The sequence below is a fragment of the Neobacillus drentensis genome, assembly GCF_036962765.1.
Taxonomy (GTDB): Bacteria; Bacillota; Bacilli; order Bacillales; family Cytobacillaceae; genus Neobacillus; species Neobacillus drentensis_C.
The window spans coordinates 25,970-41,350 of the sequence record NZ_JBALOS010000083.1; the positions used below are offsets into that span (position 1 = coordinate 25,970).

The 15,381-nt window shown below is 38.2% G+C and carries 13 protein-coding genes and 1 pseudogene; 8 read left to right on the top strand and 6 right to left on the bottom strand.

The window, feature by feature from the left end; genetic code table 11:
• Nucleotides 1-180 precede the first annotated feature (180 nt).
• A complete protein-coding gene (locus V7137_RS12145; protein WP_335698330.1) occupies nucleotides 181-1,089 on the bottom strand; it encodes a nuclease-related domain-containing protein in 909 nt (302 codons plus the stop codon).
• A 137-nt stretch (nucleotides 1,090-1,226) separates the two neighbouring features.
• The gene (locus tag V7137_RS12150; protein WP_335698331.1) at nucleotides 1,227-2,390 is read right to left on the bottom strand and encodes a Gfo/Idh/MocA family protein; all 1,164 of its coding nucleotides are present in this window, start codon (nucleotides 2,388-2,390) and stop codon (nucleotides 1,227-1,229) included.
• Nucleotides 2,391-2,567: 177 nt separating this feature from the next.
• Here V7137_RS12150 and V7137_RS12155 point away from each other — a divergent pair, with 177 nt between their 5' ends.
• Both V7137_RS12155 and V7137_RS12160 read left to right on the top strand, forming a co-directional pair.
• Nucleotides 2,568-3,350 (top strand): IclR family transcriptional regulator, encoded by a 783-nt coding sequence (locus V7137_RS12155; protein WP_335698332.1) that lies wholly within the window; start codon nucleotides 2,568-2,570, stop codon nucleotides 3,348-3,350.
• 103 nt (nucleotides 3,351-3,453) lie between these two features.
• Nucleotides 3,454-4,368, top strand: a complete 915-nt coding sequence (locus V7137_RS12160) for an MBL fold metallo-hydrolase (protein ID WP_335698333.1) — start codon at nucleotides 3,454-3,456, stop codon at nucleotides 4,366-4,368.
• On the opposite strand, the gene V7137_RS12165 is transcribed toward V7137_RS12160, so the two are convergent.
• The 4 genes and pseudogenes from V7137_RS12165 to V7137_RS12180 all read right to left on the bottom strand — a co-directional run bounded on the left by V7137_RS12165 (nucleotide 4,365) and on the right by V7137_RS12180 (nucleotide 8,895).
• Nucleotides 4,365-4,616: a DUF2535 family protein gene (locus V7137_RS12165; protein WP_335698334.1), complete on the bottom strand. Its 252-nt coding sequence runs from the start codon at nucleotides 4,614-4,616 to the stop codon at nucleotides 4,365-4,367. The two genes, V7137_RS12160 and V7137_RS12165, sit on opposite strands and share 4 nt — an antisense overlap.
• 200 nt (nucleotides 4,617-4,816) lie before the next feature.
• Nucleotides 4,817-5,944, bottom strand: coding sequence for a carboxynorspermidine decarboxylase (gene nspC, locus V7137_RS12170; RefSeq protein WP_335698335.1), 1,128 nt, complete (start codon nucleotides 5,942-5,944; stop codon nucleotides 4,817-4,819).
• Between the two features lies 1 nt (nucleotide 5,945).
• Nucleotides 5,946-7,184, bottom strand: a complete 1,239-nt coding sequence (locus V7137_RS12175; protein ID WP_335698336.1) for a saccharopine dehydrogenase family protein — start codon at nucleotides 7,182-7,184, stop codon at nucleotides 5,946-5,948.
• Nucleotides 7,185-7,904: 720 nt separating this feature from the next.
• Nucleotides 7,905-8,895 (bottom strand): annotated as a pseudogene (locus tag V7137_RS12180) (glycoside hydrolase family 43 protein).
• A gap of 346 nt (nucleotides 8,896-9,241) precedes the next feature.
• Here V7137_RS12180 and xylA point away from each other — a divergent pair.
• The 6 genes from xylA to V7137_RS12210 all read left to right on the top strand — a co-directional run bounded on the left by xylA (nucleotide 9,242) and on the right by V7137_RS12210 (nucleotide 14,906).
• Nucleotides 9,242-10,573: a xylose isomerase gene (xylA, locus tag V7137_RS12185; RefSeq protein ID WP_335698337.1), complete on the top strand. Its 1,332-nt coding sequence runs from the start codon at nucleotides 9,242-9,244 to the stop codon at nucleotides 10,571-10,573.
• 76 nt (nucleotides 10,574-10,649) lie between these two features.
• A complete protein-coding gene (gene xylB / locus V7137_RS12190; protein WP_335698338.1) occupies nucleotides 10,650-12,149 on the top strand; it encodes a xylulokinase in 1,500 nt (499 codons plus the stop codon).
• A gap of 178 nt (nucleotides 12,150-12,327) precedes the next feature.
• Nucleotides 12,328-12,768, top strand: coding sequence for a YaiI/YqxD family protein (locus V7137_RS12195; RefSeq protein ID WP_335698339.1), 441 nt, complete (start codon nucleotides 12,328-12,330; stop codon nucleotides 12,766-12,768).
• 221 nt (nucleotides 12,769-12,989) lie between these two features.
• Nucleotides 12,990-14,174 carry a sulfite reductase subunit alpha gene (locus tag V7137_RS12200; RefSeq protein WP_335698340.1) on the top strand — a complete coding sequence of 395 codons (1,185 nt, stop codon included), beginning with the start codon at nucleotides 12,990-12,992 and terminating at the stop codon, nucleotides 14,172-14,174.
• A 257-nt stretch (nucleotides 14,175-14,431) separates the two neighbouring features.
• Complete coding sequence (locus V7137_RS12205) at nucleotides 14,432-14,668, top strand: hypothetical protein (protein WP_335698341.1); 237 nt, start codon at nucleotides 14,432-14,434, stop codon at nucleotides 14,666-14,668.
• Entirely contained in the window at nucleotides 14,646-14,906 is a 261-nt protein-coding gene (locus V7137_RS12210) for a Ger(x)C family spore germination C-terminal domain-containing protein (RefSeq protein WP_335698342.1), read from the top strand. The genes V7137_RS12205 and V7137_RS12210 overlap by 23 nt, the downstream gene beginning before the upstream one ends.
• Nucleotides 14,907-15,381 lie beyond the last annotated feature (475 nt).

Below are 15,381 nucleotides of genomic sequence, written 5' to 3' on the forward strand. Positions count from 1 at the left end.
TGAATGCAGGTCGTATTCGAACAAGTCATGCCCCCGAAAAGTACAAACCTGTCTGAATGCAGGTCGTATTCGGACAAGTCATGCCCAGAAAAGGTCAAACCTGTCTGAATGAAGGTCGTATTCGGACAAGTTAAGCCGGAAAAAGCACAAACCTGTCCGAATGCACACTCATTCAATTAATTATTTATAATAAGTATCACAAGTATTTCCAAATGCGGTATAGTTTTTCTTCAAAATCCTGCAAAATGTCCTTTTACTTAAATTGACATTGCACCACTCATAGATGCTTTGGGTAGTGATTTTTCGATCTGGAAATAGGAGTGAAAATTCCTTCACATTTCGTAAAATAGCGTCTTCGATCTTTTCGTGTCTTCCGCACTTTCCACATACAAAGTCATAATTTTTAATAGATAGCAAAAAGGACTTACAAGTTTTGCAATAAATTCCCTTATGCAGTTGGTCATAAGTATATGTAGGGAAAACCGTAAATGGGTTTTTGGTTTTATGCAATGAAATTAATATTTGGGCTAGTTTCTTGTGGCCATCATTTAGCTTCGACGGTGTATTATTTAAATCTCTTAAAAAACCATTAACCTGTGTTGGTAAAATTATGGGATCATCCAGTGGGGCTTGATATAAGGTGAATTCAGGGTTGATAAAAATCACGAAGGGTTCAACCAGGTAATTTAGCTTGAGGTTATGGAGCAGCTGGCGAAGAAGAAGTGCAGCCCTTTTTAACTGGTCTACAGGATTCTTATATTCACGATGGTTTGCCACGGTATAAAGGTTGCCCGATTTTATATAACATTCACCTTCATAGTTTTTTATATCCAAAAGGTGAATAACTCCCTGTGAAATTATAAATTTGTCAATTTGAAAATATGAGTTGTTTACTTCAAGCAATAAGTCATTGACGACATACCTTTCTTCTTGGAGATTTTCTGCAAGTTTGTCAAATTGTAATTCACCTTCAAAGCCTTTCTCTAGGTTTAAATGGCGATACCTCTCCTTTTCAGTTAACTCCATTCGCGCGTCCAAATAGCGCAAAACTAATAATTCTTCCGACTCTGTTCGATCTTTAAGTAACATAAGCCACATCCTTTCTTGTCACTACTCTCATTTTATAAAAAATTAACAAGATTCCATTCAAGGAATATGAATGTTCTGTTACATTTCAAGGAATTTTGGGCTTAATAATAAGGCAGGCTTCTCCAAGCCTGCCTTTCCTAATGCGTCCCGTTGACATCCAATGTCGAATTACTAACATGTTTCTTCTTAAATGTGGATGCGTTGATTTTTTCTTGTAATTTTTCGTAGTAAAACTCGGGATTGATTGGCAATTCTAGTGTTTCGTTTAACCAGGAAGATAGATAGATGGCATTAGAAATTTCTAGGGCTTTGACTCCATCTTCCCCTGGTGATAATAGAGGAGATCCTTTAAGAATGGCATCAACCCAGTTTTGAATAATGAGGGTATGATTTGCATTATTACTAGTTACAGATATTTCTTTTTTTTGATAGTCAGGCATCCCGAATCCGCCTATATAGGACGAATTAAATTCACGTTCTGATTGTGCCAATTGAAAAAAGATGAGTTCCTCATTTTCAACAACAAGCTTCCCTCGGTCCCCGACAATCTCGAAGCGATTTGTTCCTGGTGCTTCTCCTGTTGAAGCAATAAAGACACCTGTCGCCCCATTTTCATATTCCACAAATGCTGTAACATCATCTTCTACTTCAATATCATGATACTTTCCAAAACTAGACACCGCCCGAATCCGCTTTGGCATGCAGCCTGTTGTCCACTGCCAAATATCCAAATGATGAAGTGCCTGATTTATGAGGACACCGCCGCCTTCGCCTTCCCATGTTGCTCTCCATTTACTAGAATCGTAATAGCTTTGTGGCCGGTAAATATCAGTAATAATCCAATTCGTTCGTTTAATAGTGCCCAGTTGGCCTGACTGAATAAGGTCTCGAATCTTTTGATAGAGGGGATTTGCCCTTTGGTTATACATGATGCTGAACACTTTCCCGCTTGCTTTTGCTGCTGCATTCATTTCTAGTACATTTTTTGTGTAGACACCGGCTGGTTTTTCGATGAGGACATGTTTCCCTTTTGCAAAGGCCTCTGTCGCTAATTTTGGATGACTATAATGCGGTGTGGCGATTAGGACTGCATCGATCTCGGAGTCATTAAAAAAGCTCTCCTCGTCCTTGAAAATTTTCACATTACCCTTTGTCTGGCTTTTGACCCATTCAATGCGGCTTTCATTACGACTGCAAACCGCCGTTAACTCTGCTCCGTTGATTCGTCCTTGGTACAACATTTGAACATGTGAACTGCCCATATTTCCTATTCCAATCACACCAATTCTAACTAAACCCATATTTATCCCTCATCTATAGTTTAATATAAAATTAACCGTATTGTGGTACAGGTGTATCATTATTGATAAATTAAGTATAATGAATAGTAAAATCCGATGTCAATCACTATCTTTTTCGGACCCATTCAAATTTCAGTTATAATAGAAGATAGATATTGGAGGAGGGGGTTCATACTTTTGAACAACGATAAACAGGGGCAAACAAAAATATCAACTGTTCAAGTGATCACTCGAGCGGCTAATATACTGAGAGTTCTAAGAGGTCATCCAAAAGGATTAAGCCTATCGAAAATTGCCAAAGAAGTAGGCTTGGCTAGATCTACGGTTCAAAGAATTGTTACAACGCTGGAGCAGGAAGGATTTGTTGCACCGGCTTCTGCTGACGAAGGTTTCCGTCTCGGGCCCGAGATTGCTATGCTGGCCGCAGCTGTCCAAAGTGATTTAAGGGAAGAAGTCAGACCGTTTTTAATAGAACTATCACGTCAAGTCAATGAAACAGTAGACCTGTCCGTATTAGATAACGGGAAGGTGCTTTTTGTGGATCAAATAATCGCTCCTCATCCATTGCAAGCAACCTCACAACCCGGCGCATCTTTTCCATTACATTGCACAGCAAATGGAAAGGCCATACTTGCATCCCTGCCAGTAACTGAAGTTGAGAGACTGTTACCGGAGGACCTGCCACTGTACAATGAGAATACCATTACAAGTCGGAATGAATTGTTAAAGGAATTAGAAGTGGTTCGTCAACAGGGTGTTGCATTTGCCAGGGAAGAGCACATAAAGGGAATTTGTGCAGTGGGCGCCGTTATTGGAGATCAAATGGGAAATTTAAGCGCAGTCTCAATTCCGCTCCCATCTACTCGTTTTTATGGCAATGAAGAAAAGCTTGCGTCCGCCCTTCGTGATACTTGTCAAGCGATTAACCAGCACTTTAAAAATCATTATTCTTCGTACTAAGTTCAAAAACAAAATTTACCTTAATACAATGGAAGTTGAATAGCGTTGGAACAACAATTGTAGATTTCATTTGAAGTCTACTAAACGAAGGAGAGGAAAAAGGGTGAATAGCGAATTTTACAGTAATCATTTTTTACTAGAAAAGGTTAGCGAGGGAATTTATGCAGCGATCGCAAAAGAGGGCGGCGGTTCAATAGGAAATGCAGGATTTGTTGATTTAGGGTATCAAACCATTGTATTTGATACCTTTAATACGCAACAGGCGGCAGAAGACTTAAAAACGATGTCAAAAAAGATTACGAACAGCCCCATTACATGGGTGATCAATAGTCATTGGCACGGAGACCATATCCGCGGTAATCAAGTTTTCAGGAATAGTACGATCATATCAAGTGAAGTTACATATCAAAAAATGAGGGAACTCCATCCGGCACGAATAAAGAAGCAAAAAGAGGGTTTACAGGGCCTAGCTGATTATATTGATTCATTAAAGGAGCAACTGAGGAATAATAATGATAGGAAACTAGAGCATCAAATAAGCTTTCTAAGCGAATTCCAAGCCTCATTGCCAACATTAGAATTAGTATTACCACAGCAAACGTTTAAAGAAGAAAAAACCTTTCACGGGACAGAAAGGAGTGCGAAACTCTTTACCTTGGGTGGAGGGCATTCCTACAGTGATGCGATGCTCTATATCCAAGAAGAGAAGGTCATATTTATGGGGGATTTGCTATTCGTCCATACCCATCCAACCTTTTTTGATGAATCCAGCCCTGAACAATGGAGGGGAATTTTAAAAACTGTCGAAGAGCTTGATTTTAAAATAGCTGTACCAGGTCATGGTCCAGTTGGAACCAAAAATGACCTTAAAGAATTAATAAATTATATCGAAAATATCAGTCAGATTGCAAAAACATCAAATCATGTAGATGATATACCTTTACCAGATAAATATCAAAATTGGTCATCTCCAGAAATTTATAAACAAAATCTTAAAAGACTACAGGAACTGAATTAAGCATTATCCTTAAACTCTTTAATACAAAATAGATTTTTGTAATCCGTCCAACTCATTTTTCGTTTCAAATATTCACGGAATGAATAGCACCTTTTTTCATGAGGCTGCTGATAAAGAAATGAAATAAAGATTTGTAACCGGGCTTGTATCATAAAATAATAGCTACTGTTTGTTTCTAGTACAGGAATATTAATGACTTTTATCTTCTGTCCGTCCACATTTTTGAACTCTAGGCTCTTACATAACAAAATATCATCTTCTTTTTACTAGTTTGTTTCTATTATTATAACTTATTATCCCCATGAAACTACCATTACATTAAATGTTCACGAATAAGACTATTAATATAAAAAAACCAGATTCCTATTATTAGAATCTGGTTCTTTCAAAAGATATTCAGATAGGGGGCGCGTCATATAAAAATGTGCTTCCCTTAACAAATACTATTTTAAGCTAGTCTCATTTTAAAATCTTGATAGCCAAATTGGGACACAACACGACAATCGCCATCTTTATCTTGAACAGCGATGGCCGGTAATGGCATGCCATTAAAGGTGGTGTTTTTGACCATCGTATAGATCGCCATATCACCGAAAACTAAGCGATCACCGCTCTTTAATGGCTGATCAAAAGAATAATCTCCAATTACATCACCTGTAAGGCAGGTTTGCCCGCCAAGACGATAGGTAAATGGTTTCTCGCCGGCTTCACCTGATCCAAAAAGTGGTGGACGATAAGGCATTTCCAATACATCTGGCATATGGCAGGTTGCAGACGTGTCAAGAATCGCAATCTCCATACCGTTTTGATGAAGATCAAGGACAGACGTAATCAAGTAACCTGCATTCAGCGCAATGGCTTCTCCCGGCTCAAGATAAACTTCTAAACCATATTGATCCTGCATTCTCTTAATACACGCTTCTAATCGCGGGATATCATAATCTTCTCTCGTAATATGATGACCGCCGCCGAAGTTGATCCATTCCATTTGCGGGAGCCACTCGCCAAACTTTTCTACCACTGCATTAAGAGTGGTTTCTAAGTCGTCGGAGTTTTGCTGGCAAAGGGTATGGAAATGCAGCCCAGAAACACCTTCCAGTAAATCGGAACGAAAATGCTTTTTGGTTACACCGAATCTTGAACCTGGTGAGCATGGATCATAGATGGCATGCCCAATTTGGGTGGAGCATTCAGGATTGATGCGCAAGCCAACTTTCCTGCCAGCTTGAAGAGCTTTATCTTTAAATTTTTCCAGCTGTGAGAAAGAATTAAAGATAATATGATCGCAAATGGAAATAATTTCGTCTATTTCATCCTCACGATAGGCAGGGGCAAAGACATGATTCTCTTTGCCCATTTCCTCGTAACCTAGTCGTGCTTCGTACAAACCGCTTGCCGTTGTACCACTTAAATACTCTCCAATGAGAGGATACATGGTTGTCATTGAAAATGCTTTTTGCGCTAAAACAATCTTTGCTCCTGTCCGTTTCATGACTCCGTTCAGGATTTTTAGATTTTTTTCCACTAGACCTTCATCAACTACATAACATGGTGTCGGTAATTCTTCAAACCGCATCTTAGTAAACTAACTCCGGCTCTTTCTTTTTCACAGGCTCATCGTCCACAAGAACTGGGTTAAAGTCTTCTACCCATGGAAGACCCCATTTGTTCAATTCTTCCATGAATGGATCTGGATTAAATTCTTCAATATTGAATACGCCTGGTTTATTCCATTTGCCAGTCATGATCATCGCCGCACCGATCATTGCAGGGACACCTGTTGTATAAGAGATTGCTTGAGATCCGACTTCTTTATAGCACTCTTGGTGGTCACAAACATTGTAAACATAATACGTTTTCTCTTCTCCGTTCTTTTTCCCTTTGAAGATACATCCGATATTTGTTTTACCAACTGTACGTGGTCCAAGTGAAGCTGGATCTGGTAATACAGCCTTTAAAAATTGAAGTGGAATGATTTGTTTTCCTTCGAATTCAATTGGCTCGATGCTTGTCATTCCTACATTTTCAAGGGCTTTTAGATGAGTAATATAGCTTTGCCCGAATGTCATGAAGAAACGAATACGCTTAAGGCCTGGGATGTTTTGAGCAAGAGACTCAAGCTCTTCATGGTAAAGCAAATACATATCTTTTTCGCCAACTTCAGCGAAGTTATAGACGCGTTTGATTTCCATAGGTTCTGTTTCGATCCATTCACCGTTTTCCCAGTATCTTCCGTTAGCAGAAACTTCACGGATATTGATTTCAGGATTAAAGTTTGTAGCAAACGGATAACCATGGTCGCCGCCATTACAGTCAAGGATGTCAATTGTTTCAATTTCATCAAAATAATGCTTTAATGCATAGGCAGAAAATACACCTGTTACACCTGGGTCAAAGCCGCTTCCTAAAAGAGCTGTGATTCCAGCTTTTTCAAAACGCTCGCGGTATTCCCATTGCCATTTATATTCAAATTTAGCCGTATCTTCTGGCTCATAGTTTGCTGTATCCATGTAGTGTGTTTTTGTAGCTAGACAAGCATCCATAATCGTTAAATCTTGATAAGGTAAAGCTAAGTTCATGACGATATCTGGTTTTACTTCATTAATTAACGCGATTAACTCATCTACATTATCTGCATCAACTTGAGCAGTTGTAATCTTTGTCTTGCCGCCATCTAATTTCGCTTTTAAGTCATCACATTTTGATTTTGTACGACTTGCGATACAAATTTCTTCAAATACCTCACTGTTTTGAACACATTTTTGGATGGCTACAGATGCCACTCCACCACAACCAATTATAAGAGCTTTTCCCATTTTCTTATCTCCTAACTTAATAGACTTTTGATCATGCAAAGAGGAATTTCATAACAATATACCGATGATCGAACGATGAAGACGAATGTCATAACCTCTTAAAAAAACGTTTGAAACGCAACAAAAAAAGCAAGTGCATAACGCAAACCTGCGCACCACACTTGCTTGTTAGATATAATATCAATATTAAAAAGCATACGTATACCGTAATAGAAATCATATACTAATACGATAAAGGTCCTTGAACAATAAGTAAGGAAGCTCTATAATATTCAAAATATATCATAATAGGATCAGAGTCTATATAGCAAATAATTACTTTTACTACTCTTATTGACCGTTTCACAAGTTGTGTGCTTATGCACTGGTTGTAAAGTAACCAACTTATAAAATTTGAGCTTTTAACTCAATCAATAAGGCAACTAAAGTTGCCATTCGGCATTTGACCCGGCTGTCCGTATGGCCTTAACTTCTTGAAGGAAGTGGTCAAAAATTATCTGCTTGGAAAGATCCAGACATATTGAATAATAGCTTTCCAATTTACGCTCTTATTATATTATCAGCATCTAACCTAAATGGCAATAAGAAATTTTAAAAAATTGTCGGAAAATATTACTAGTGGTTAGCATTAACGGTTAATTTTTTTGAAGCGGAAAGAAGTCACTTTTCTATATATAGAAAAAACTGACCCCAATTAATGAGAGCCAGTCGTCAACCTAATTATTTATCCCCATAAGGGTCAATCGTTTGAATCGTTCCATCTTCGTTATATTTTAGTTCCGCGTATTTCACAGAGCGCTTATGATCCACGCCACCTGATAAAGAGCAATCATGATAGAACAGATACCATTCATCATTAAACTCAACAATCGAATGATGGGTGGTCCAGCCGCTTACAGGGATAAGAATCGTCCCTTTGAACACAAATGGACCCTGTGGATTTTCACTTACTGCATAAACAATTTTATGAGTGGTGCCAGTAGAATACGATAGATAGTAAAGACCATTGTATTTATGAACCCATGGTCCTTCAAAATATCTTCGGTCTTCGTCACTTGTAAAAATCGATGGCCGTTTTCATCCACAATGGAGATTTCCTGCGGTTCATTTTTAAACGTCAGCATACATCGCTTAATTCAGCAACTCTTGGACCTATAGCAGGTTCTGTAGCTCCTGGGCCATCAGCATCTGGCTTATAAGTTCCAGTTTGCCATTTTTCCAACTGACCTCCCCAAAGCCCGCCAAAATAAACATATGCTTTGTCATCCACATCCACTACTAAAACAGCTGGGTCAATGCTGAAGCTGCCTGGTATGTAATTTTCTTCGGGGTTAAAAGGTCCTGCAGGATTAGGGCTTGTTGCGACGCCAATTCTGAAAATACCATCTTTATCTCGTGCTGGGAAAAATAAATAATACATATTATTTTTGTAAGCAGCATCGGGTGCCCAAAGCTGTTTACTAGCCCAAGGGATATCTCTTAAGTGGAGCGCTTCACCGTGGTCCACACATGGAGCGTTTACATCATCCATGGATAAAATATGATAATCTTCCATCTTATATTGGTCTCCGTTATCATTTGAAGGTTCAGCATGATCAAGGTCATGAGAAGGAAAAATATAAAGCTTCCCTTCAAAGACATGTGCGGAAGGATCTGCAGTAAAAATATGCGTAACTAATGGTTCATTAGGCTTTGAGTTTTTCATTATCATATCTCCCCAATAAATAGTTTAGATACTTCAAATTTATTATAACCGAATAAAGACACTTTTTATATTCGTGCAACTAAGATTAATAAATAATATTCAGATGAGGATGGAAATGGGAGGGGGCAGTATTTATGAAGTTGGCAGTTGATTGGAGCGGAAATAAACAGGACAGTTTTACAAAGCCGTTGATTTACTTTTAAATTATGAATGATATTCTTAGTTTATCTAATAGACAAACTAAGTTGACGATGCTATACTTTGTTTAACAAAGGTTAAGAGATTCCAAGAACCTTTTGTAAGCATTTACATAGTTGTTCTGAAACCATAAAACACTAGGAGGAATCACCACATGGTTTATTTCGAAACCGTTAAACAAATTCAATTTGAAGGTGCTTCATCTAAAAACCCTTTAGCGTTTAAGTATTATAATCCAGAAGAAAAAATAAATGGCAAAACAATGGAAGAAATTCTTCGTTTCTCCGTTGCATACTGGCATACATTTACTGCTGATGGTACAGATCCATTTGGTGTAGGTACGGCAATTCGTCCTTGGGATCATTTGAAAGGATTAGATTTAGCTAAAGCACGTGTGGAAGCAGCATTTGAACTTTTTGAAAAATTAAATGTTCCTTTCTTCGCTTTCCACGATGTTGATATTGCTCCAGAAGGAAGCACATTAAAGGAAACAAACGAGAATCAAGACGTAATTGTGGCGATGATCAAAGAATATATGAAAACAAGCAAGACAAAATTGCTTTGGAATACAGCGAATATGTTCTCTAACCCACGATATGTCCATGGTGCTGCGACTGCTCCAAATGCAGATGTGTTTGCTTACTCTGCAGCGAAAGTGAAAAAAGCGTTAGAAGTAGCAAAAGAGCTTGGTGCAGAAAACTATGTATTCTGGGGCGGCCGTGAAGGCTATGAAACGCTTCTTAATACGGACATGAAGTTAGAACAGGATAATTTAGCGCGTTTCTTCCATATGGCAGTAGACTATGCAAAAGAAATTGGTTTGAATGTTCCATTCTTAATTGAGCCAAAACCAAAAGAGCCTACTAAACACCAATATGATTTCGATGTAGCTACAGGCCTAGCATTCTTACAAAAATATGATTTAACTGACTACTTCAAGTTTAATATCGAAGCAAACCACGCTACTTTAGCTGGTCACACTTTTGAGCATGAATTAAGAACAGCCCGTATTAACGGAATGCTTGGTTCAGTGGATGCTAACCAAGGTGATATGCTTCTTGGATGGGATACAGATGAATTCCCAACAGACTTGTATACCAACACATTAGCCATGTATGAAATTTTGAAAAATGGCGGCTTAGGTAAGGGCGGACTGAACTTCGATGCAAAAGTTAGAAGAGGATCATTCGAACCAGAAGATCTTTTCCATGCACACATCGCTGGTATGGATGCATTTGCCATCGGTTTGAAAGTTGCAAATAAGCTTATTGAAGATAAAGTGCTTGATAGCTTTATCGAAGAGCGCTACAGCAGCTTTACAAAAGGGATTGGCTTAGAAATCGTGGAAGGAAGAACAAATTTCCGTGAACTTGAAGCGCATGCCCTTCAATTAACAGAAATTAAAAATACATCAGGCAGAACAGAACGTCTTAAAGCATTAATTAATCAATATTTACTAGAAACACTTTCAAGTGTAACTGTTTAATTCCTACTTAATATAATCATGAAAAATGTGCTGGCAGTATTTTACTCCAGCACATTTTTTAGAAAGGATGATTCATATGAAATACGTAATTGGTGTTGACCTCGGCACGAGTGCAGTGAAAATTTTACTAGTGAATCAAAATGGTGAAGTTTGTAATGAAGTGTCTAAATCATATCCTCTCATAATTGAAAAATCAGGATATAGTGAACAAGACCCGGAAGAATGGGTAGAAAAAACCGCTGCAGGATTAGCCGAACTAATCGAGCAATTTGATGGGGACGTAAAGGACATTGAGGGCTTCAGCTTCTCTGGGCAGATGCATGGCCTTGTATTGTTAGATGAGGATAACCAAGTATTGAGAAAGGCTATTTTGTGGAATGACACGAGAACAACTAAGCAATGTCAGGAGATATACAAAGTTGTTGGCAACAAGCGGCTATTAGAGATAACGAAAAACCCTGCGTTAGAAGGCTTTACCTTGCCGAAAATTCTTTGGGTAAAAGAAGAGGAGCCGCAAATTTTTGAACGTGCTCGCGTTTTTATGCTTCCAAAGGATTATCTGCGTTACCGGATGACAGGAAATATCCACATGGACTACTCAGACGCAGCAGGAACATTATTATTAAACGTGGCTAAGCGTGAATGGAGCAGTGAACTATTAGAACTCTTTGGTCTTCCACTAGAATTTTGTCCGCCGTTAGTGGAATCTCATGATTTTGTTGGTACGGTTAAGGCTGAATTTGCACATGCAACTGGATTATCGGAAGCAGTAAAAGTGTTTGCGGGCGGGGCGGATAATGCATGCGGCGCCATTGGTTCAGGGATTCTATCGGAAGGGAAAACCTTATGTAGTATCGGCACATCAGGTGTTGTTCTTTCTTATGAAGAGAGAAATGATCTCGATTTTGAAGGAAAGGTTCATTACTTTAACCACAGTGAAGAAGATACTTATTACACCATGGGAGTGACCTTGGCGGCTGGCTATAGTTTAAGTTGGTTTAAAGATACATTTGCTAAAGAAGAAGCCTTTGACCAGCTTTTAGCAGGTGTTGATGAAGTGCCTGCAGGCAGTAACGGGTTGTTATTCACACCTTATCTAGTGGGAGAGAGAACTCCGCATGCAGATTCAACTATTCGCAGCAGCTTTATTGGCGTCGATGCGGCTCATGAACGAAAGCACTTTGCCCGTGCCGTTCTGGAAGGAATCACTTTCTCCTTAAATGAATCCATTGAAATTTTTAGAAACAGTGGTAAAACCATTGATTCGATTATCTCGATTGGCGGCGGAGCGAAAAATGAAACATGGCTGCAAATGCAGGCGGATATTTTCAACGCAAAGATTGAAAAGCTGACAAGTGAACAAGGACCAGGCATGGGGGCAGCAATGTTAGCAGCATATGGCTGCGGCTGGTATCCTTCACTTAAAGAATGTGCACAAGTATTTATTCAAACTTCAAAAACCTACCATCCTATTCAGGAAAATGTTGAAGCATATAGAAAGCTATTTGCGATTTATCAACAGGTTTATACACATACAAAGGAATTAAATGAGCAATTAAGACCATTTAGAAAGTAATTTCATATTAGCAGACAAGAAGCCACTCAAGTTACCCATGCTTGGTGGCTTCAATTTATTTGCCGGACATATGGTGCTTGCCCGAGCCTTCCTAAAAGAAATAGGCTTTGGTTTGACAAAAACGTAATTTACCAATAGTATCACAATTAATTCGAACTTCTTTACAGGAGAGATAAAGATGAAAATTTATGTTGATGCTGATGCTTGTCCGGTAAAAGATATTATTATTTCAGAAGGAAGGAACGGAGAAATTCCTGTGATCCTTGTTACGAGTTTTTCTCATTATTCTAATGCGGAACAACCTTCAGGAGTGGAAATCATTTATGTTGATTCTGGAGCGGATGCTGCCGATTATCGGATTATGAAGTTAGCCGGAGCAGGGGATATTATTGTTACGCAAGATTATGGACTTGCATCGCTAGGTTTAGCAAAAGGATGTATAGTCCTTCACCATAAAGGGTTTACCTATACAAATGAAAACATTGATCAATTATTACAAACACGCTATCTAAGTGCAATGGCTCGAAAAAGCGGAAAACGAACAAAGGGACCAAAGCCTTTTACAGCAGAAGATCGGGAGCAATTTAGGAGGCTTTTTAAACAAGCTATTCTTAGTTAGGCCCACCTAGTAAAAATTAGTTTTAAATTACCCTTCCTGCCTTAGTTCTGGTAACATTTGATTCTGTAAAGATGGAAACGTCTTGATTCTATACATAGTGCCGGTACTTTAACTTTGATTGGTAATTTCACTCGAAATTGGGAAGAAAATTGTGAAAAAATACACATCGGATTCCCAGAATCAATGTTAAAATGTATATATTACTTTTGGAGGTAAGAACCATGCAAAATACTTTGGATAACACTAATACTGACCAAAAAGACAAACTGGTTCAGACAACATTTTCACGAACAAATCCGTTTCAAGCAAAAATTCTTAAAAATATTAATATAAATGGGGCAGGCTCTAGTAAAGAAACAAGGCATATTGAGTTATCACTAGAAGGATCAGGCCTTTCTTATGTGCCAGGTGATGCACTTGGCGTTATCCCTTCAAATGATCCAGAACTGGTGGATTCCCTACTTGAGGAAATGCACTGGGATGAAGAAACGCTTGTAACGATCAATAAGCAAGGTGAGTCATTGCCACTGAAGGAAGCGCTTACCAATTATTTTGAAATAACATTACTTTCAAAAAAGGTTTTACAGCAGGCAGCTGCCTTTACAGAAAACGAAGAGTTACAAACGCTTCTCTTGGTTGAAAATGCAGCCCAAGTGAAAGAATATTGCTATGGACGAGATTTGCTTGATATGTTATTGGATTTCGGTCCATGGAAAGCAACCGCTCAGGAATTTGTTTCTATCTTAAGAAAAATGACGCCGCGCCTCTATTCGATTGCAAGCAGCATTGCAGCTAATCCAGAAGAAGTTCATTTAACGATTGGTGCTGTGCGCTACACAGCTCATGGACGCGAGCGTAAAGGGGTTTGCTCTGTATTATGTGCTGAACGTGTAAACGAAGGAGATACGCTTCCAGTCTTTGTTCAAGCAAATAAACATTTTCATCTGCCAGAGTCTCATGATATTGATATTATTATGGTTGGACCTGGGACAGGTATTGCACCATTCCGTTCTTTTATACAGGAACGTACAGTGAATAAAGGAACAGGCCGGTCATGGCTATTTTTTGGAGACCAGCATGCAGCTTCTGATTTCCTTTATCAAGATGAGTTGGAACAATATCAGCAAGATGGGGTACTTTCCAAATTAGATACTGCCTTCTCCCGCGACGGAGCTCAAAAAGTCTATGTTCAGCATAAAATGCAAGAACAAAGTAAAGAACTGTTCGAATGGCTGCAAAACGGTGCTTATTTTTACGTGTGCGGAGATAAGGAATATATGGCGAAAGACGTCCATGAAACCCTTATTAACGTAATTGAAAAAGAAGGTGCGATGAGCCGCAATGAAGCAGAAGCACATCTAAAAGATATGCAGAAGCAAGGACGTTATCAACGTGATGTGTATTAAAAGGAAATTATATATATTTGCAAGAACCCTTCGTTCCGGTTGGTACGAAGGGTTTTTTTTGTCTCGAATTCCAAATTCCAGAGGGATGATTCTACTCGCGCAATCAAAAATTTTGCGATTAGATTTTGAGCATAAGATAGAACAAGGGCAAAACTTCCGATTGTCCCCTGTAAGAACCGTCCCTTTGCACCCTTGGAATATGAAGGGAAATTACGGAAATAATAATGAATACATAGTCTTCTAAGGAGTTTTCAGAAATGAGTTTCTTTAAAAAGAATTCATCATTATTTAGACGTTCAAATGAAGTGGGACAATTCTCAAATGATATTGAGAAAAATATAAGAAATTTACAAGAGCATTTTTGCCATACAGAAGATTTAATGATAAAAGAACTAATATTTAATAACGAGAATTGTGTCATTCTTTACATTGATTCGATGGTGAAAAAGGAGCTTCTCCAATCTTCTATTATTGAACCTTCCTCAAGATTTTAAAAAAGAACTAAATATCAAAAAACTAAATGAAGATCTTTCTGATGAATTAACGAAACAAGCAAAGGAAGTAACCAATACTTTATTAAAAGCCAATTGTGATGTGTTGGGGATTGGAAGACGAATTTCAAGTTTTCACCCTGAATTATGGAAGAAAATCAATTGGGAAAAGGAATATAAAAATGTTCAATTTGAACCGAAAGTAAAGGTAAACATCATAAAAACAGGCAATGTATTTTAGACTTTAATACTTTAAGCAGCGGTGGTACAGTCCCACTGGGGGCGTGACAGGCACAAAATCTCAGTGGGGTATTTTGGTTAAAATTCCTCCCAATCGAAAAATGAAGTGAATTAGAATCACAGGATTTGTGATTAATAAATGATAACTGTTGAAAAAAGAAACAAAAACAATTCAATTTGACCGCTTGACAAGATTAATTGTAGAGTATAAAATGAAAACGTTCACAATGTGATGCGATTACCAACAGTTCCGACAGGTTCTTTTATTCATCCGAGTATTAAATGGATAAATATGTTGCAATATTATCTCTTTACCAAGATTAAAGACATATTGACTGTAAGATAATAGACTTTCATTGAATGATTTCTAACACAAATGAATAACTGGAAATAAAGAATTGGTGGTCCTAACTCTTTATTTTTTAACCTTGCTTTTGTAAGCACTGGCAAGTGTGATGAGAGCGTTAACAGTTTTA